Raw genomic sequence first — 19,564 nt, forward strand, 5'->3', positions numbered from 1 at the left:
CCTCGCGCCTTACGGCGCAGCGCCGAAAGGAAGCCTTCATGAACGACGCCTCGCCGCTGCCGCTCTCCCTCTCCCGTACCGACGCGGCCCACGCCGAACCGCTGATCTGCTTCTCGCATCTGCGCTGGGACTTCGTGCTGCAACGCCCGCAACACCTGATGCGCCGCTTCGCCAGGGACCGGCGCGTCCTCTACTGGGAGGAGCCGATCCCGACCGAGCATCACCTCGCCTATCTCGAGTTTCACGGCTTCGAGGGCACCACCGTGCAGGCGATCCGCCCGCGCCTGCCGATGCGCTGGTCGCCCGAGGAGCAACAGGCCGCGCTGCCGCGCCTCTACGACCAGATGCTGGCGCTGACGGGCATCCGGCGGCCGGTACTGTGGTTCTACACGCCGATGATGTGGCCCATTGCGGCCCATGCCGAGGCCGCCGCCGTGGTCCACGACTGCATGGACGAGCTGAGCGGGTTCCGCTTCGCCCCGCCCGAGCTGCTGGAGCGCGAGGCCGAGCTTCTGGCCGCCGCCGACGTGGTCTTCACGGGCGGCTGGTCCATCTGGGAGGCCAAGCGCCACCGCCACGACAACATCCACGCCTTCCCCTCGAGCGTGGACGCCGCCCATTTCGCCGCCGCCCGACGCGGGTTGCCGGAGCCGGCGGATCAGGCGGGAATACCCGGCCCGCGGCTCGGTTACTATGGCGTCATCGACGAGCGGCTGGACCTCGACCTGATCCGCGCGGTTGCATCGGCGCGGCCGGGCTGGTCCATCGTCATGGTCGGGCCGCTGGCGAAGATTTCACAAGCCGACCTGCCGCAGGCGCCGAACCTGCACTGGCTGGGGGGGAAGGATTATGCCGAGCTTCCAGCCTATCTCGCCGGCTGGGATGTGGCGCTGATGCCGTTTGCGATCAACGACGCCACCCGCTTCATCTCGCCGACCAAGACGCCCGAGTATCTGGCGGGCGGCCGGCCCGTGGTCTCGACGCCGATCCGCGACGTGCAGCGCCACTATGGCGATCTCGCCGCCGTCCATATCGCCGAGCGCGGCCAGCCCTTCCTCGCCGCCTGCGACGCGGCGATGGCTCAGGCGCGGCGCCCCGGGGCGTGGCGCGCGGCGGCCGACCGGGCGCTCGCCTCGCTCAGCTGGGACACGACCCATCGCCGCATGGCGGAGCTCGTCTCCGAGGCCGCCCATCGCCGCATGGAGGCCGCGCCCACGGACCGCTTCCCCGCGCCCGGCATCCGCCGCGGGATGCGCCGCTATGACGTCACCGTCTGCGGCGCCGGTTTCGCGGGCGCCGTGTTGGCCGAGCGGCTGGCCGAGGCATCTGGTCAGCGGGTGCTGATCGTGGACCGCCGTCCGCATGTGGCGGGCAACGCCTACGACCACCGCGACGCGGCGGGCATCCTCGTCCACCGCTACGGGCCGCACATCTTTCACACCAACAGCGACGATGTGGTGGCCTATCTCTCGCGCTTCACCTCATGGCGCCCCTATGAGCACCGGGTGCTGGCGCAGGTCGGCGAGCAGCGGGTGCCGATGCCGATCAACCGCACCACGCTGAATGCGCTCTACGGCCTTTCGATGACCACCGACGAGGAGGCCGCTGGGTTCCTCGCCCAGCAGGCCGAGCCGGTGGCGCAGATCCGCACCTCGCGCGACGTGGTGGTGAATGCCGTTGGATCAGCCCTCTACGAGACCTTCTTCCAAGGCTACACGCGCAAGCAATGGGGCCTCGACCCGAGCGAGCTCGACAAGTCGGTCACGGCGCGGGTGCCGACGCGCACCAGTGACGACGACCGCTACTTTACCGACAGCTTCCAGGCCATGCCGGCCGAGGGCTTCACGCGCATGTTCGAGCGGATGCTGGACCACCCCCGCATCGACCTCGCGCTCGGCGTGGACTACCACGACCTGCCCGCCTCCGATCGCGGCCCGCTCACGGTCTACACCGGCCCGATCGACGCCTATTTCGGCCAATGCTTCGGCCGGTTGCCCTATCGCAGCCTGCATTTCCGCCACGAGACCCACGACTGCCGCCGCTTCCAGGAGGTCGCGGTGGTGAACTATCCGGCCGAGGAGGTGCCCTGGACGCGGGTGACCGAATACAAGCACCTGACCGGCCAGGTGCATCCCAGGACCTCGATCACCTACGAGTTTCCCGCCGCCGAGGGCGACCCCTATTACCCCATCCCGCGGCCCGAGAACCAGGCGCTCTACCGCCGTTACGACGAGCTTGCCGCGCAGCAGAAGGACGTGATCTTCGCCGGGCGGCTGGGGAGTTATCGTTACTACAACATGGACCAGGTGGTCGGTCAGGCCTTGGCCACCCACCGCCGCCTCGCGCCGCGCTTCGCTGCCCTTGGCGTGTCCGCCGCTGGGGCCTGACGGTGGCGCGACCGCTGCGCCTGCTGCTGGCGACCGACAGCCCCGAGCCGTCCGGGGTGGGCGAGCACATGCTGACGCTCGCGGCCGAACTCGCGCGTGGGGCGGTGGTCACGCTGGCCTTCTGCGACCACGACGCCGGGCGGCTGCTGGCGCGGCGCGCCGACGGGCTTGGACTGGTGGCGCGGATGGTCGCGGAAGACTGGTGCGAGGCGATTGCCGCCTGCGCGCCCGACCTCGTCCATGTCCATGCCGGGATCGGCTGGGAGGGGCATCCGCTCACCGCCGCCGCTTCGGCTGCGGGCGCGGCGGTGGTCAGGACCGAGCATCTGCCGTGGCTGCTGAATGACCCGGCTCAGGTGGCCGAGTATGCGGAGGCTTCCGCCGATGTGGACGCGGTGATCGCCGTCTCGCGGGCGGCGGGCCTTGGGTGGCGGCGGGCGCTCGCGCCGATGCCGGGGCCGCGCCTGCCGCTCGCCTGCGTGCCGAACGGCATCGCCGCGACCCCTCGCCAGCGGCGGCCGGACGGCCCCACCATCCTCTGCGTCGCCCGCTTCACGCCGCAGAAGCTGCACGCGACGCTGCTCTCGGCCTTCGCCCGCCTGCTGCGGCAGCGTCCCGATGCGCGCCTCATGCTGGTCGGCAACGGCCCGCTCGAACCTGTCCTGCGCCGCCGCGCCGCCCGCCTCGGCATCGCCGATGCCGTCGCCTTCCTCGGCCGCCGCGACGATGTGCCCGACCTGATGGCGCGGGCCTCGGTCCTCGCCCTCCCCTCCGCCTTCGAGGGGCTGCCGCTGGTCGCGCTCGAGTCCATGTCGGCGGGCCTGCCCGTCGTCGCCACGCGCATCGGCGGCACGCTTGAGGCGCTCGGCCCCGATCACCCCTGGCTGGTGCCGCAGGGCGACGCCCGCGCGCTTGCCGCCGCGCTGGCCGAGGCGCTTGCGGAACCGGATCGCGCAGCCGCCGTTGCGGCGTTGCAGCAGGCGCGGTGGCGGCAGCAATTCACCGCCGCGCGCATGGCCGCGGACACCAGACGCATCTACGAGGCCGCCCTGAAGCGGCGCCGGAACGAGGGACCTATGCACCACGTCAGACTGGGCTTCATCGGCGCGGGCGGCATCGCCCACCGCCATTTCGGGGTGCTGGAGACCATGCCCGATGTCGAGGTTGTGGCGATTGCCGACCCCGACATCGGCCGGGCCGAGGACGCCGCCCGCCGCATGAACGCGACACCCTATGCCGACCACGAGGCGATGCTCGCCCGCGAGGACCTCGACGCCGTCTATATCTGCGTCCCCCCCTTCGCACACGGCGCCCCCGAGCGCGCCTGCATCGCCAGCGGCCTGCCGTTCTTCGTGGAAAAGCCCATCTCGCTCGACCTCGACCTCGCCGAGGAGATCGCGGCCGAGGTCGAGACCGCGGGCCTTGTCACCGCCGTCGGCTATCACTGGCGCTATCTCGACACGATGGACGAGGCCCGCGCGCATCTGGCGCGCAACCCGGCGCATCTGATGCAGGGCTTCTGGATCGACCAGACGCCGCCGCCCGAATGGTGGTGGCGCGAGGACCGCTGCGGCGGGCAGGTGGTCGAGCAGGCGACGCATATCATCGACGCCGCGCGCTTCCTCGCGGGCGACGTGACCGAGGTCTTCGGCCTCAGCGCCCGCCGCGACCGCGAGGATTTCACGGGCCTGACGGTGCCGACCGCCACCGCCGCCACGCTGCGCTTCGCCTCGGGCGCGCTCGCGAACCTCGCCGCGACCTGCCTGCTGCGGTGGAACCACCGCGTCGGCCTGCATGTCTTCGCCGACGCGCTCGCGCTCGAGATCACCGATTTCGACCTGATGGTGGACACGGGCCAGGGCCGCCCGGTGCGCCGGGCCGAGGGCGATCCCGTCTGGCGCGAGGACCGCGACTTCGTCGAGGCGGTCATGGGCCGCGAGAACCGCATCCGCTGCCCCTATGCCGAGGCGCTCGAGACGCACCGCGTCGCCCTCGCCATCAGCCGCTCGGCGCGTGAGGGCGCCCTCGTGAAGATGGAGGGGCTGCGGGCTGACCCGCAGCCCATCTTTCGTGCGGCCCTTGCGTAAGGCCCCGACAGTGCCGACCGAACACCGCCACATCCGCAGCCTCGGCATCGAGGTCGAGGGCCAGCCGTTCTTCTTCGGCTATGACGAGGGGCCCGCGGGCGACGGGCAGGTGCGCCTCGACCTGCTCTACACCGGCCTCAGCGCCGGAACGGAACTCACCTTCCTCAAGGGCACCAACCCCTATCTGCACAGCCGCTGGGACGGCGAGCGCGGCGTCTTCGTGCCGGGCGAGCCCTCGGCCCGCTTCCCGGTCAACTTCCTCGGCTACATGGAGGTCGGCCGCGTCTGCGACTCCCGCGCGGCGGGTTTCCGGCAGGGGGATGTCGTCGCCTCGACCTTCGGCCACAAGACCGGCCACACCGCGAACCCGGCGCATGACCTGCTGCTGAAGCTGCCCGAGGGAATGGACCCGATGCTCGGCATCTTCGTCGCGCAGATGGGCCCGATCGCGGCGAACGGCATCCTGCATGCCGATGCCGAGCAGTTCGGCGCCAACGTTCCGCATCTCGGCGCGGGCGTCGAGGGCCGGCCGGTGCTGGTCTGGGGCGGCGGCACCGTGGGTCTCTTCTGCGCGCTCTTCGCCCGGCGGGGCGGCGCGGCCGAGGTCGTCGTGGTGGACCCGTCGCCGTTCCGGCAGGACCTTGCGCGGCGCATGGGCTTTCTGGCGATGGGCGAGGAGGAGGCGGTGCATTACGCGAAATCGGCGTGGCACCACCGGGTCGGCGGCAGGGGCGCGGAATACGTCTTCCAGACCCGCGCGCGCTCGGACAGCCTGAACCGCGCGCTGCGGGCGCTGAGGCCGCAGGGGACGGTGATCGACCTCGCCTTCTATCAGGGGGGCCTCGGCGAGACGCGGCTGGGCGAGGAGTTCCACCACAACGGCCTCTCGATCCGCTGCGCCCAGATCAGCCGCATGCCGCGGCCGCTCGCCCATGCCTGGGACCAGCGGCGGCTGGCGGCCGAGACGGTCCGGCTGCTGGAACGCGAGGGCGTGGCGATCCGGCAGCACATGATCACCCATGTGGTGCCCTTCGACGAGGCCCCGGACTTCCTGCGCCACCTCGTCGCCGAACGGCCCGAGTTCCTCCAGATCGTGTTCGACGCGACATGACCCTCGAACTGGAACAGAACGCGGCGATGCTGACCGAAGCGCCGGAAGCGGGCGCGGAGCCCGCGCATCACGGCGCGCAGGCGACCGAACACGTCTGGGGCACCATCCCGCCCGACCACTTCCCGCAGCCGCATCCGGACGCCGGAAAAATCCGCATCCTCTTCGTCTTTGCGTGGCTGGTGGTCGGCGGCGAGGAGACCGAGGTGCGGCTGCTGGCCCCCAACCTGCCCCGCGAGCGCTACCGCATCGACGTGATCCCCTGCTTCCGCAAGGAGGGGATGCCGGACCAGTCGCACGACCAGCTGCGCGACCTCGGCATCCACGTGGATACCGCGGCCTACGAGATGAGCTTCGAGGACACGGTCGACTACCTGCGCCGCAGGCTGCCGGGCTATGACGTGGTTATCTCCTGTCAGGACGTGGCCGACATCTACCCCGCGCTCGAGCGGCTGAAGCTGCGGCCGCCGCTGATCGAGCATGGCGGGCTCGTGCGCGAGGCGCTGTCCGGGCCGAAGCACTTCACCGCCCGCTATGTCGGCGTCTGCGACAACATCCGCGAGGCCGCGGCGTCGCGGATGCCCGACCGGCCGCAGCACGCGATCGAGATTCCGTCGATGGTGGACCTTACGGAGTTCCGGCCGGAAGCGCGCGGTCCGGCGCGGGCGACGCTCGGGGTGGCGCCGGGCGAGGTGCTGATCGGCTGGGTCGGGCGGCTGGACCGCAAGAAGCGGGTCGAGGATTTCATCGAGGCCGCGGCGGCGGTTGCGGCGAAGGAGGCGAAGGCGCGCTTCGTCGTCGTCGGCGGGCCGGATGCCTTCATGCCGGAATATGCCGAGGAGTTGCGCGGCCGCGCGGCGGCCCTCGGCCTTGCCGGGCGCCTGATCTTCACCGGCGACCGGCGCGACGTGCCCGACCTCATGGCGGCGATGGACGGCTTCTGCTGGCTCAGCCGCGGCGAGGGGATGCCGCATGTCATTGCCGAGGCCGGGGCGGCCCGGCTGCCGGTGATCGCCACCCCCGACAACGGCGCGCTGCAGCAGATCGTGCACGGCGAGACAGGCCTCTTCGTCCCGCACGAGGACCCCGCCGCCGTCGCCGCCGCCATGCTGCGCCTGATCCGCGAGCCGCGCCTGCGCGCCCGCCTCGGCAATGGCCTGCGCGCGCATGTCGAGGCCAGCTACTCGGCCGAGGTCGTCGTCCCGCGATGGCAGGCGCTGATCCATGAGGTGCTGGCCGAGGTGCCGCCCGCGCCGCCGCCGAGCCTGTTCCGCAGTTTCGTCCTCGGCGGCTGGGAATGCTCGACCCACCGCGTCGGCTGGACCCACCACCGCGACCTGCTCGCCGCCACCGGCCACGATGCCCACGCGGCGCAGGACTATCGCCAGCTTGCCTCGCTCGGCATCCACGCCTGCCGCGACGGCGCGCGGTGGCACCTGATCGACCGCGGCGGCAGCTACGACTTCTCCAGCCTTACGTCGATGGTCGAGGCCGCGCGGGATACCGGCACGCAGGTGATCTGGGACCTGCTGCATTACGGCTGGCCCGAGGACATCGACATCTACCGCCCCGACTTCGTCCACCGCTTCGCCCGCTACGCCCGCGCCGTGGCCGAGCACATCCGCGGCCTGACGGATGAAACCCCCTTCTGGTGCCCGGTCAACGAGATCAGCTTCTTCGCCTGGGCCGGCGGCGATGCGCGCTATCTCAACCCCTACGGCGCCGGACGCGGCTGGGAGCTGAAATGCCAGCTCGCCCGCGCCTCGATCGCCGCGATGATCGAGCTGCGCGCCGTGGACCCGCGCGCCCGCTTCGTCCATGCCGAGCCGCTGATCGCCATCCACCACGTCGACTGGACCGGCCGCCCCCGCTGGGAGGCGCAGGGCTGGCACGACGCCCAGTTCCAGGCCTTCGAGCTGCTGGGCGGCTGGATGTGGCCGCAGATCGGCGGCGATCCCTCGTTCCTCGATATCGTCGGCGTCAACTATTACTGGAACAACCAGTGGATCCACGGCGGTCTTCCGGTGGACGTGGACGACGTGATCTACCGCCCGCTCTCGGACCTGCTGGTCGAGGTCGCGGCGCGCTACGGCCGGCCGATGATGATCGCCGAGACCGGCACCGAAGGCCCGCGCCGCGGCCCGTGGTTCGACTATGTCGCCGCCGAGACCGTCCGCGCGCGCGCCCGCGGGGTGCCGGTCGAGGGCATCTGCCTCTACCCCGTCGCCGACCATCCCGGCTGGGACGACGACCGCATGTGTCCGAACGGCCTCCTCGGTCCCGATCCGCGCGGCGGTGCCCGCGCCGTCGATCCGGGCCTCGCCGGCGCGCTGCGGCGCTCCGGGCTTGTCGCCACGGCGCGATGACGGTTGCGGCGGGCGGCCCGGACCGCTACCCAAACGCTTGCTCTCCCGGCGCTCCGCCGCGCCCCAGCCGAGGTCTGACGCTTGGACCCTGCCATCGACGCCATCGTCCGGCGCGCCGCGATCCTCGAGACCGCGCCGCCCGCCCTGCAGGATCAGGTGCTGGCCGAAGCGAGCGTGCGGCGCATCGCGGCCGGCTCGACGATTTTCCTGCAGGGGGAGCCCGCGCAGGCGGTGTTCATCCTGGCCGAGGGCTGGGTCAAGCTCTACCGCGTGACGCCCAGCGGCAACGAGGCCGTGGTGTCGGTCCTGACGCGCGGCCGCAGCTTCGGCGAGGCGGTGGCGCTGCGCGAGCTGCCCTACCCGCTCTCGGCCGAGGCGATCACCGACGCGACCCTCGTGCGGATCGACGCCGCGCGGCTGCGCCAGAAGATGCAGGAGAACCCGCAGATCGCCATCGCGCTGCTGTCGGCGACCTATGTCCACCTTCAGCACCTGCTGAACCAGGTCGAGCAGCTCAAGGCCCGCTCGGGGCTGCAGCGGGTGGCGATGTTCCTCGCCGACCTCGCCCGCTGCGAGGACGGCGCCTGCGAGGTGACGCTGCCCTACAACAAGGCGCTGATCGCCGGGCGGCTCGGCATGAAGCCCGAAAGCCTGTCGCGCGCCTTCGCCCGCCTGCGCGAACACGGGGTGCAGATCGACAGCAACACCGCGCGGATCGAGAGCCTCGAGGCGCTGCGCGACCTCGCCTCGGACGACCCCGGAAAGGCATGGAGCCGATGACCCGACTCGAGACCGCCTTCGCCGCCATCGACGCCGCCAACGCCGCCGATCCCCGGCGCGAGAACAGTGAGCCGGGCGAGTTGCTCTACGGCCGCCGCATGACGCAGGAGCAGGAGCGGATGCATCCCGGCGCCTCCGAGTCGCTCAGGATCGCCTGCCGCGGGCAGCATATCGAACGCTGGCTGCTGCCGCGGGCCGAGTTTCCGCCGGGCCGCGAGGGCTATCTCGCCTGGCGGCGCGAGCAGGGGCGGCGGCACGCGGACCGCGTCATGGGTATCATGCGCGCGGCAGGCTACGGCGAGGCCGAGGCCGAGGCCGCCGGGCGGATGTTGCGCAAGGAGGGAATCAAGCGCGACCCCGAGGTGCAGGCGCTCGAGGACGTGGCCTGCTTCACCTTCATCCGCCATTATCTGGGCGATTTTGCCAGCACGCAGGACCCCGACGCGCTGCTGAAGATCATTGAGCGGACCGCGCGGAAGATGTCGCCTGAGGCGCGGGCACGCGCACTCGAGGAGTTCCCGATGCCGGATGCCTTCGCGGAGGCGTTCCGCGCGCTCGAGGGGGCGCGCTAGGCGGCGAGATAGAGGCCGAAGGCCACCGCCATCACGAGGCCGAGCGCCAGACCGAAACCGCGCCCCACGGCCGGATAATCCGCGAGGCCGAGATAGGTGCCAAGGATCACCCGCGCCTTCATCCAGGCAAGGATCAGGATCGCTACCCCTGTCAGCCGCAGCGCGTCGGGCGCGAGGCCGGGCAGGAAGATCGCAATGGCGGTGGAGGCGGCCGAGAGGACCAGCAGCCAGATCCAGGCGCGGGTGAGAGGATCGCGCATCACCCTCACCGCAGCAGGTAGATGATCGGAAACAGGATCACCCAGACCAGGTCCACCATATGCCAGAACTGCGCCCCGGCCTCGACCTGATCGGGCTTCAGCCGGATCGCCACGAGGGCGAGGACGATCACGCCCGCCACGACATGCGCGGCGTGAAAGCCGGTCAGCAGGTAGTAGAAGGTGAAGAAGGCGTGGGTCTCGGTGCCGAGACCCTTGGCGGCGGCGTCGGCGTATTCGACGCCCTTGAGGATCAGGAACACGATCCCCAGCAGACCCGCCGCAAGGAGGTTCCAACGGGCCGCGCGGTTGCGCCTGGCCTCGGTGTCGCTCACGGCGCGGGCGGCGAACCAGCCGGAGGTCACGAGGACGGCGGTGTTGATCCCGGCCGAGACGCGATGAAGCTGGTCCTGCGCCGCGGCGAAGCCCGCGGGGTCCGCGAGGCGCACGGCGAGGAAGGCCAGCAGCCCGGCGCTGAACACCGCGAGTTCGCTGACGATCAGCACCCACATCATCAGGTCGCCCGGCAGCGGTCGGCGGGCCGGGTCGGCCGCCCCGGTCACGCCCCGACCAGCTGGCGGTAGATCTGCGGCAGCGCCTCGGGAAGGCGATCCGGGTCCGCGATCAGCGCATGGCCTCCCTGCCCGAAGAGCCGCGGGAACCACGACTTGCCGTCACGATCCACGGCAATGCCGAAGACCGCTTGGCCCGCGCGCCGCGCCTCGCGCACCGCCATCGCGCTGTCCTCGATGCCGTGGCGGCCCTCGTAATGGTCGAGGTCGTTGGGCTTGCCGTCGGTGATGACGATGAGCAGCCGCCGCTTCTTCGCCTCCGCCGCGAGGCCCGCCGAGGCATGGCGGATGCCGGCGCCGAGGCGGGTGTAGAAGCAGGGGCGCAGGCCGGCGATGCGGCTCTCGATCGTGGCGCTCATGGGTTCGTCGAAGCGTTTGCAGGTGGTGACGAAGACCCGCTCGCGGCGCAGGCTGGAAAACGCCTGCACCATCACCCGGTCGCCGCAGGCGTCCAGCCCCCAGGCGAGGGCCGCAAGCGCCTCGCGCTCGACGTCAATCACCGGGCGGCCCGTCACCGCGCTCTCGGTCGAGCGCGAGATGTCGAGCAGGATCGCCACCGCGAGGTCGCGCGCCTGCGGGTCGGTGCGCTTCCAGATGCGGTCGCTGCCCTCGCCCGCAACCTTGAGGCCGACCTCGCGGCGGACGGTGGCGTCGAGGTCCAGCTCGTCGCCGTCGCGGTGGCCGGAGGTCGTCACCCGCCCCGGCCGCAGCGCCTCGAACTGGCGGCGGACGGCGCGGATGCGTCGGCGGGCGCGGGCGTCGAAGGTGAAATCGCCCAGGCGCTCGGGGTCGATGTCGTTTTCCAGCACGCGGACATGGGCGGGCAGGTACTTGCCCGAGCGCGCCTCCCATTCGGGATAGGTGAAGACGCCCGCAAGCGCCTCGCGGTCCACGTCCTCGGGCGCGAGGTCGAGATGGACCTTGAGCCGCGTGGCCGGGGCCTTGCTGATCTGGCCGAGACCCAGCTCCTCCTGATCGTCGAGCGCCTTCCTCGCATCGTCGTGGTCGTCATCCTCGACCCGGCGGTTGAGGTTGAGGAACTCGGCCCAGCTCAGGATCGCCTCGAAGCGGCTGATGATGAGGCTGTCGCGCCGCTCGGCCTGATCGCTCTCGCGGCGCTTGGCGCGGACGGTCTTTTCGGGACCCTCGGAGACATCGGGCGCGCCTTCGGTCTCGCGGCTCTCGACGCGGGTGGCGGCGGAGTGGGTGGAGGTGCCGGTGTGCGGCCAGAGGACCACGGGGCGCATGGCGCGGTAGCCCTTGGGCGCCTCGCCCGGCGGGTCCGTGGCGAGCGGCGGCAGGGGCGCATCGTCGCCCAGCATGTGACGGACGAGCGCCTCGACCGCCGCCTCGGCCTCGGGCAGCTTGCCGACCGGCCGCGTCGCGAGGGTCAGGGCGCGCAACTCTTGGTAGAGCGGCGCGAGGCCGGGGGCGGCGTCCAGCGTCGCGTTGATGGTGGCCTCGACCGCGGCGAGGCGGGCGAGGTCGGCGCGCAGCGGGTCATCCTCGGCCGCCGCCGGCACCGCATGGGCGGCGGCGGCGGCGAGCCAGAGATAGAGCGCGCCATTCGCCTCGCGCGCGGGCATCACCGCGAGCGAGGCCGGCAGGCGCAGGATCTCGCCGTCGAACTCGGCCTGCGGGGTGACCTCGACCGCGTTGCCGAGCCGCCGCCGCCAGCTCAGGCGGTGGCGGCTGACGCGGTCGGCGGCGGCGCGGATCTCGACCGAATGGGCGCCGCCGAGGCCGCGGAAGAGGACCGCGAGGCGGCCCGCGACCTCGGGCAGGTGGACCCGCGCGGTGTCATGGCTTTCGGGCGCGTCGAGGCCCGAGGCCCAGCCGTGCCACAGCTTGCCGACCGATTCCTCCGGCTCCCAGAACTCGATCTCGCGCCAGCCCGCCGCCATCGCCCCAGCCTCAGCCGAAGACCGCGACCACGAGGTCCTGCAAGCCGCGCTTGACCTCGGCGTCGTCGGTCAGCGGTTCGATCATCGCCGCCTCGATGGCGCGGGGCAGCGCCATGCCGCCCGCGATGAGCGTCGCGGCATAGACCACGAGGCGGGTCGAAACCCCCTCTTCCAGGTCCTGCCCCTTCAGCGCCCGCAGCTTGCCCGCCAGCCGCACGAGCTGCGCGGCCCGGGCCTGATCCAGCCCGCTCTCCTGCACCACGATCGCGGTCTCGGCGGCGGGCGCGGGGAAGTCGAACTCCATCGCCAGGAAGCGCTGCCGGGTGGAGGGCTTCAGGGTCTTGAGGATGTTCTGGTAGCCGGGGTTGTAGCTCGCCACCAGCATGAAGCCAGGCGCGGCCTGCAACTCCTCGCCGGTGCGGTCGATCGGCAGGATGCGCCGGTCGTCGGTCAGCGGGTGCAGCACCACGGTCACGTCCTTGCGGGCCTCCACCACCTCGTCGAGATAGCAGATCGCCCCCTCGCGCACCGCGCGGGTCAGCGGCCCGTCCACCCAGACGGTCTCGCCGCCCTTGAGCAGGTAGCGCCCGATCAGGTCGGCGGCCGAGAGGTCGTCGTGGCAGGCGACGGTATAGAGCGGCCGCCCGAGGCGCGCGGCCATGTGGGTGACGAAGCGGGTCTTGCCGCAGCCGGTCGGGCCTTTCAGCAGAACCGGCAGGTCGTTGGCGGCGGCCGCCTCGAACAGCGCGACCTCGTCGCCCTGGGGAAGGTAGAAGGGGGCCGAGGCCCCCTCCGTGTCGTTGGTCATGACGTTCACGTCAGGGCTCCTCACTCGGCCGGGGTGGCGCGGGGATCATGCGCCTCCTCTTCGATCCTGCGCTGCAGCGGGCCGGGATCGACCACCTCGCTGCGGACGACGAGCACCGAGTAGATGAAGAGCAGCGCGCCCACCACCACGGCGACACCCGACCCGAACCGCATCCAGTAGAAAATGAGAAGCTGGTCCTGGACGTCCATGTAGGCCTCGCCGTTCACCCTTTGAAGGTGGGTCTGCACGGTGCCGGCGAAGGTCAGCGTGAAGGTCATGAACAGCATGCCGCCCGAGAGCAGCCAGAAGCTGGCCATGTTCAGCACTTGGTTGTAGGGATCGCGGCCCCGCAGCAGCGGCATCGCATAGGTGACGATCGCCAGCACCAGGCAGACATAGGCGCCGTAGAAGGCCAGGTGGCCGTGCGCCGCCGTGATCTGGGTGCCGTGGGTGTAGTAGTTCACCCCGTGCAGCGTGTGCATGAAGCCCCAGACCCCGGCGCCGAAGAACGCCAGCACGGTGCAGCCGAGGCTCCACAGCATCGCGGCCTTGTTCGGGTGGTCGCGGCGGCCCTTCCAGACCATCACGAAGCCGAAGGACATCATGGCGAAGAAGGGCACGACCTCGAAGCTCGAGAAGATCGAGCCGATCCACTGCCAGTAGGCCGGCAGGCCGATCCAGAAGTAGTGATGCCCGGTCCCGAGGATGCCCGAGAAGAGGGCCGTCGCGACGATGACATAGAGCCATTTCTCGACGATCTCGCGGTCCACGCCGGTGAGCTTGAGCATCAGGAACGCGAGGATCGCGGCCATGATGAGCTCCCACACGCCCTCGACCCACAGGTGGACGACATACCACCAGTACATCTTGTCCAGCACGATGTTGTGCGGGTTGTAGAAGGCGAAGAGGAACAGCAGCGCCAGACCCCAGAGGCCCATCAGCAGGATGGTGCTGACCGCGGTCTTGCGGCCCTTGGCTACGGTCATGGTGACGTTCCACAGGAACAGCAGCGCCGCCACGACGATGCCGATCTTGACCCAGGTGGGCTGCTCGAGGAACTCGCGCCCCTGGGTGCCGAGGAAGTAGTTTCCGTGGAACCAGTTGAAGATGTAGGTCAGCACCGCGCCCAGCGTCCCCACGACGAGGATGATGAGCTGCAGATAGGCGATCGCGGGCGAGTGGATCTCGCGCTCGGCCTCCTCGGGCACGAGGAAGTAGGCAGCGCCGAAGAAGCCCAGCAGCAGCCAGACGATCAGCGCGTTGGTGTGCAGCATCCGCACGATGTTGAAGGGCGCGATTTCGGCCAGGAAGTTCGGGCGGACATACATGTAGCCCATGGTCAGGCCGAAGATGACCTGCAGCCCGAAGAGCGCCATCGCCGCAACGAAGTACCAGTAGGCGACGCTTTGGGTGGAGTATTTCATGATGTTCTGTCCCCTCTCAGCCGGCGTCGTTCGGCGGCCAGCCCTGCGTGTCGACCGAGTTCACGAACAGCAGGAAGTCGGCCAGCGCGCGGTATTCGTCGTCCGACAGGTTGAACCCAGGCATCTGCCGCCGCCCCTCGATCCCGGTCGGCATCGCGTCCATCCAGGCCTTCAGCGCCTCCATCGCCGCCTCGGGGTCGTCCCGCACGCCCCAGCGCGCCATGACGTTGCCGAGTTCGGGGGCGAAGTAGGCGCCCTCGCCCAACAGCGTGTGGCAGTTGATGCAGGCCTTGTTCTCCCACACCAGCTTTCCGGCGGCGACGCTGTCGGTGAGCATGGCGGGATCGGTCGAGACGTTCCTGGCGTGGAGATGGCTGTGGACGGACAGCGCGCCGAAGATGGCTATGAAGAACAGTGACCCGCCGTAGAAGACGTTTCGGGCCATGCTCTTGGTCATGACGTCGCTCATGGCGGCGGGTTCCTTCGAGCCGTTGCGTGGATCACGAAATCGCGCGGCGAGCGTGACACAGCCTTAACGAAAGTCAAACCCGGGGTTTTTCTCTCGCCGCGGACTGGGGCAGAGATGCATCATGCGGGCGCCAGCAGCTCGAGCCGCGTGCCGGGGAAGGCCGCGAGGGCGCGGTCGATCGCGCGCCGGTCCATGACGCAGGCCGCCGTCGAGAGCGCGTCGGCGAGCGCGGCCGAGGGCGCGCTGACGGAGGCGAGCGACCATCGCGGCGCCCCGCCCCTGGGGTCGAGGATATGCGGCGCGTCGCCCTCGGGGCCGATGCGGGTGCCGAGCGGCGCCGAGGTCGCAAGGGCGCGGTCGCGCAGCGTGAGCCGGCGCAGCATCCTGCCGTCCGGCGCCGCAATGCCCGCGTCCCAGTCGCGCCCGGTGCCGACGATTTCGCCGGTGTCGATCAGCACCTCGCCCAGACCATGCCGCAGCGCCACCGCCGCCAGCCGGTCCGCGGCCCAGCCCTGCGCGATCCCGTTCAGCGTCAGCGCCATGCCTGGCCGCGGCAGCCGGACCTCGGCCTCCGAGACCGACACCGCGGCAAAGCCCAGCAGGGCGCGGTCGGGCGCCCTGCCCTCCCGCACCGCCTGCCAGAGCGGCTGCACCGTGGGATCGAAGGCGCCGCCGGTCGCATCGTGGACGGCACGGGCGAGGGTCAGCAGGTGCCGGAACTCCGCCGGGGGGCGCGAAAGCCTGCCGATGGCGTTGAGGCGGCGCAGGTCCGAGCCGCGATAGAGCGAGAAGCGGTCCTCGACCGAGCGCAGCGCGCGGGCCGCCTCCGCGAAGAAGGCGCGGGCGCGGCCCGCCTCCGCCCCCTCCACCCGCAGCACCACATCCGCGCCGAGGGCCAGGCCGCGCCACTCCCGCCGCGGCACCGCCGCCTGCGCGGGCAGCGCAAGGGCGCAGGCGCTGAGTGCGAGGAAACGGCGGCGCCCGATCATGTCGCGCCCTCCGCCGGGCGGCGCGGGGTGGTCCAGATCGGCCAGAGCGCGATCAGGTAGAGCGTGAAGGCCAGACACCAGAGCAGCCCCGCGCCAAGGGTGCCGATGTAGTAGAAGCCTCCCGGCCAGGTCGAAGCCGCCCACCGCAGCGCCACCGCCGCGGGGATCATCGCGTAGCCGAGCGCGACCGGGCCGGGCGCGACCAGCGGACGCCCCGAATGGCCGATCGAGGCGCGGCTCATGACGGCGAGCGTCATGCCGCCCACGGCGCCGATGCCGAGGATGTGGAGCGCGGCGACCTCAAAGCCATAGCCCAGTTCCGCCAGCCCCCAGGCGATCAGCCCGAGCGCCAGCATCGCGTAGCCCAGATGCAGCGCCCAGACGATCGGGTCGCCCAGCGTCCGCGCCGTCCGCCATCCCGCCAGCCGCACCGCCGCCACGCTCCCGGCGGCGAGGGCGAGCGTGCCGGTGATCCCCGCGGACAGACCGGCGAGCGCGGCGAGCGCGGTCAGGATCGGCAGCGCGATCCCCGCCATCTCGGCCGGCCGGCGCGAGACCGGCAGCGCGCTCTCGTCCACGCCGGCGCGCAGCAGCGCGTTGCGGGTGAAGGCGGGGGTCACGCGACCGCCGAGGACCGCGATCATCGCGCAGACGCCCAGCAGCCCGGCGCGCAGCCCCTGATACTCGGTCGAGGCGATGCCCATCCAATCGAGATGCACCAGCAGGTTCGCCGTCCAGACCAACGACAGCAGCAGCAGAAACATCATGTTCTGCGGCTTCGGCCGCTTGAGCAGCTGCGTCAGCACCTTCGCCGCCAGCACCGGCAGGAAGGCAAGATCCACCACCGCCACCAGCCACAGCGGCAGGTCGCCCGAGAACCACACCGCGATCCGTCCCGCGAGCCACAACCCGGCGACGATGCCGATGAAGCGCGCCGGCGCGGATTTCGCTCCGGTCCAGTTCGGCACCGCGGTCAGGAAGAAGCCGCCGAGCGCCGCGGTGGCGAAGCCGAAGATCATCTCGTGCCCGTGCCACAGATGCGGTGCCGCGGCGAAGGGCAGGTCGGACATCATGCCGCCCGCGGCATGGACGCCGAGATAGAGCAGCCAGACCAGCATCGCGAAGACGGCATAAAGGCCGGCGGCGACGAAGAACACGCGCCAGCCGTCGCGGAGAAGGAGGGGACTCATGGATGCACCTGTGTCGAACGGAAGGCAGGGGGCTGGGCCGAGCGGGCCGTGACCGTCGGCCCCGGCGTGACCGGCGGCGGCACCAGCGGCGGGACCGGGGCGGCATGGGCGCCCGAGGGATGCTGCCCGCCGGTGGGCGCACCGCGGGCCCGGCGCTTGAGCACCGGGCAGGTGTTCGGATCGTCCATGATGACCTGGCAGCGCAGGCAGAGATGGCATTCGTTGGCGTTGATCCGCCCCAGCGCGTCGATCGCGCCGACCGGGCAGCGCGTCTCGCAGAGCCGGCACTCGCGCCCGCATTGCGGCCGGCGCTTCAACCAGTCGAAGATCTTCAGTTTCGCCGGGATCGCGAGGCCCGCGCCCAGCGGGCAGACGTAGCGGCAGAAGAACCGCTCGATGAAGAGCGAGGCAGTCAGCAGCGCCAGGGCATAGGCGACGAAGGGCCAGGGCCGCAGGAAGCGCATCGAGATCGCGGTCTTGAACGGCTCGACCTCGGCCAGGATCAGCGCGTGCTGCATCGAGTAGAAGCTGAGCGCGACGATGGCGACGAACAGCGAATACTTGATGACCCACAGCCGCTCATGCAGAGCCTGCGGGACCGCGATCTGCTTGACGCCCAGCCGCACGGCGGCGGCGTTGACCAGTTCCTGCAACGCGCCGAAGGGGCAGAGCCAGCCGCAGAAGACGCCGCGGCCCCAGAACAGCATCCCGAGGGCGACCGCGCTCCACAGGATGAAGATCAGCGGCGCGACGAGGAACGTCTCCCAGCGGAAGCCCGAGAGCAGCGCGTGGAGGAACGCCACCACCTGCACGACCGAGAGCTGCGCCCCGAGGCCCCAGCCGAGGACGACGAGGGTCACGCTGAGATAACCCAGTCGCACCCACGGATAGAGGCGGGTCCGGCGCACCAGCCATTCCTGCCCGAAGAGGATCAGCGCGAGGACCAGCAGCATCGCCCCCACGACCGCGATCTGCGGCTTCTTGACTTGCCAGAACTCGACCCAGAGGGGGGTCTCGGGCGCGGGCGGGGCCTGGATGAACTGCGCCGGAATCGCGGTCGTGACCGTCACCGGAAAGGCGATCTCCGTTCCGTCCGCGGCCTCGCGGGTGCTGGTCACGGTGACATCGAGGGGCTGCGTCAGGTCGAAGCCGCCTGCCTCCGGGTCGGCAGGGATGGGAAAGAGGCTGATCTCGCGGAAGCTCGGCGCGCCTTCGGCCTCGAGACCCGCGATACGGGCCGAGCCCTCGGCGGTCGGCGTGAAGCTGCGCCCCGCCTGCGAGACGGTCACGCGCTCGAACCGGCCCGAGCGGCGCCATTCGGTGCCCCGATGCCCGGTCAGGCCGTTCGTCGCCACCAGCAGCAGCGCCTGATCGGGCGCGAGCGCGGCGGCGGCCTCGGCGAAGCGCGCGGGGCCCAGCAGGTTGCGCCCGATCGTGGGCGGGTCGATCACCCCGGCCCAGAGGTCGAGGAACTGCCGGTCGGACGGCGTGACCGGCCGCCGCGACGCGGCGAAGGCTTCGGCGGCCTCCGCCATCGTGGCGGTGGCGTGGCCGAGCGCGCCCATCTGGACGAGCGCCGCCCAGTCGGCGGGCGCGTAGCCCACGCGGTCCACCGGCCCGCCGCCGCCGACGCCCTGCGCCAGCGTCAGGATGCGCGCGGTCCTGAGGATCGCGTCGCGGATGACGCCGGTCGTCACGGTGGCGCGGCTGATGACGTCGGGCAGGGCGTCCGAATGGGCGAGCGTGTTGCCGCCGGCCGCCGCCTGCCGCATGTCGAAGCCGGCGAACCCGTCCACATAGGTGGCGATGTCGGCGTCGGAGATGCCGAGCGTCAGCACCGGCTCGTTATGGCGCATCAGCCGCGCGCCCGCGATCACGCCCGCGGGGGTGACGGCGACCAGCACGTCGAGCGGGCGGCCGGAATAGCCGAGCGACTCGGCCAGCTCCCAGGTCGAGCCGACGAGGCCGAGGGGCTGGCCACCGGCCGAGGCCCGCCAGGCGGGCGGCTGCTCGACCCGGGCCAGCGCGAGGCCCTCCTCGGGGACGCCGAAGAGGTCGGCGGCGAGGGCGTCGGTCGGTTGGGCGGCCGGCACCGTGTCGCCGCGCAGGACGCCGCGGTCGGCGGTCTGCGCCGTCGCGATCTGGCCCGGACCCAGCGTGGCGGCGGCGAGGCCGAGCGCGAGGAGAAGGCGGCGGAACGGGCGGAGGCGCGGAGAGGAGGACATGGTTTCCTTCGCGGCGGACGCGGCCAAGGGGACGCGGAGGGAACCGAACCACAGGCCGCTGGTTCCGGTCAGCGCGATCTTGCGCCAGGGGAGACGGGGCCATCCTTAACCGAAGTCAAGGAAAGTTGATTGCTCTCTCCCTATGCGCGAAGCTGTGCCTCACCACACCAGGGAGTGACTGTTCCATGCCAACCCCCGCGAAACATACCTCGCTCTGGGCCTCGGCGGCGCTTGCGCTCGTCCTCGGCTCGGGCTTTGCGGTCGCCCAGGCGCCCGCGCCGGCGCCCGACACGGCTGCTCCCGCAGCCGACGCCCCCGACGCCGCCGCCCCCGCGCCGGCCGCCGAGGCCCCCGCGGGCGACGCGGCCGGCGCCGACGCCCCGGCGGCAGATGCCCCCGCGACCGACGCGCCCGCGACCGATGCCG

At 71.4% G+C, this 19,564-nt stretch carries 15 protein-coding genes; 6 read left to right on the top strand and 9 right to left on the bottom strand.

From position 1 onward, the window contains the following. Window positions 1-38: 38 nt before the first annotated feature. The 6 genes from glf to GI374_RS08460 all read left to right on the top strand — a co-directional run bounded on the left by glf (window position 39) and on the right by GI374_RS08460 (window position 9,300). Window positions 39-2,387 (top strand): UDP-galactopyranose mutase, encoded by a 2,349-nt coding sequence (gene glf, locus GI374_RS08440; RefSeq protein ID WP_154336589.1) that lies wholly within the window; start codon window positions 39-41, stop codon window positions 2,385-2,387. Window positions 2,388-2,389: 2 nt separating this feature from the next. After that, window positions 2,390-4,474: a glycosyltransferase gene (locus tag GI374_RS19170; protein WP_370515234.1), complete on the top strand. Its 2,085-nt coding sequence runs from the start codon at window positions 2,390-2,392 to the stop codon at window positions 4,472-4,474. Window positions 4,475-4,484: 10 nt separating this feature from the next. Next, the gene (locus GI374_RS19790) at window positions 4,485-5,585 is read left to right on the top strand and encodes a zinc-binding alcohol dehydrogenase (RefSeq protein WP_370515235.1); all 1,101 of its coding nucleotides are present in this window, start codon (window positions 4,485-4,487) and stop codon (window positions 5,583-5,585) included. Beyond that, window positions 5,582-7,948 carry a glycosyltransferase gene (locus GI374_RS08450; RefSeq protein ID WP_229582971.1) on the top strand — a complete coding sequence of 789 codons (2,367 nt, stop codon included), beginning with the start codon at window positions 5,582-5,584 and terminating at the stop codon, window positions 7,946-7,948. The genes GI374_RS19790 and GI374_RS08450 overlap by 4 nt, the downstream gene beginning before the upstream one ends. A gap of 81 nt (window positions 7,949-8,029) precedes the next feature. Further along, the gene (locus tag GI374_RS08455; RefSeq protein ID WP_154336591.1) at window positions 8,030-8,728 is read left to right on the top strand and encodes a Crp/Fnr family transcriptional regulator; all 699 of its coding nucleotides are present in this window, start codon (window positions 8,030-8,032) and stop codon (window positions 8,726-8,728) included. Then, window positions 8,725-9,300 carry a DUF4202 domain-containing protein gene (locus GI374_RS08460; RefSeq protein WP_154336593.1) on the top strand — a complete coding sequence of 192 codons (576 nt, stop codon included), beginning with the start codon at window positions 8,725-8,727 and terminating at the stop codon, window positions 9,298-9,300. Before GI374_RS08455 ends, GI374_RS08460 begins: the two co-directional genes overlap by 4 nt. Here the strand turns inward: GI374_RS08460 and GI374_RS08465 are convergent. The 9 genes from GI374_RS08465 to GI374_RS08505 form a co-directional block, all read right to left on the bottom strand. Further along, window positions 9,297-9,560: a hypothetical protein gene (locus tag GI374_RS08465; protein WP_154336594.1), complete on the bottom strand. Its 264-nt coding sequence runs from the start codon at window positions 9,558-9,560 to the stop codon at window positions 9,297-9,299. The two genes, GI374_RS08460 and GI374_RS08465, sit on opposite strands and share 4 nt — an antisense overlap. 5 nt (window positions 9,561-9,565) lie before the next feature. Next, window positions 9,566-10,072 carry a cytochrome c oxidase subunit 3 gene (locus GI374_RS08470; RefSeq protein WP_229583004.1) on the bottom strand — a complete coding sequence of 169 codons (507 nt, stop codon included), beginning with the start codon at window positions 10,070-10,072 and terminating at the stop codon, window positions 9,566-9,568. A 44-nt stretch (window positions 10,073-10,116) separates the two neighbouring features. Next, window positions 10,117-12,033, bottom strand: a complete 1,917-nt coding sequence (locus GI374_RS08475) for a nitric oxide reductase activation protein NorD (RefSeq protein WP_154336596.1) — start codon at window positions 12,031-12,033, stop codon at window positions 10,117-10,119. 10 nt (window positions 12,034-12,043) lie between these two features. Continuing rightward, on the bottom strand, window positions 12,044-12,841 hold the full coding sequence (locus GI374_RS08480) for a CbbQ/NirQ/NorQ/GpvN family protein (protein ID WP_154336818.1): 798 nt from the start codon (window positions 12,839-12,841) through the stop codon (window positions 12,044-12,046). Between the two features lie 20 nt (window positions 12,842-12,861). Continuing rightward, entirely contained in the window at window positions 12,862-14,265 is a 1,404-nt protein-coding gene (locus GI374_RS08485) for a cbb3-type cytochrome c oxidase subunit I (RefSeq protein WP_154336598.1), read from the bottom strand. 16 nt (window positions 14,266-14,281) lie between these two features. Further along, entirely contained in the window at window positions 14,282-14,734 is a 453-nt protein-coding gene (locus GI374_RS08490) for a cytochrome c (protein ID WP_154336599.1), read from the bottom strand. 119 nt (window positions 14,735-14,853) lie between these two features. Next, window positions 14,854-15,723 (bottom strand): FAD:protein FMN transferase, encoded by an 870-nt coding sequence (locus GI374_RS08495; protein WP_154336601.1) that lies wholly within the window; start codon window positions 15,721-15,723, stop codon window positions 14,854-14,856. Then, window positions 15,720-16,913, bottom strand: coding sequence for an NnrS family protein (locus GI374_RS08500; RefSeq protein WP_154336602.1), 1,194 nt, complete (start codon window positions 16,911-16,913; stop codon window positions 15,720-15,722). The genes GI374_RS08495 and GI374_RS08500 overlap by 4 nt, the downstream gene beginning before the upstream one ends. Then, window positions 16,910-19,138 carry a NosR/NirI family protein gene (locus tag GI374_RS08505; RefSeq protein ID WP_154336604.1) on the bottom strand — a complete coding sequence of 743 codons (2,229 nt, stop codon included), beginning with the start codon at window positions 19,136-19,138 and terminating at the stop codon, window positions 16,910-16,912. Before GI374_RS08505 ends, GI374_RS08500 begins: the two co-directional genes overlap by 4 nt. Window positions 19,139-19,564 lie beyond the last annotated feature (426 nt).

It is taken from the genome of Paracoccus sp. S-4012, assembly GCF_009674885.1.
Classification (GTDB): domain Bacteria; phylum Pseudomonadota; class Alphaproteobacteria; order Rhodobacterales; family Rhodobacteraceae; genus Paracoccus.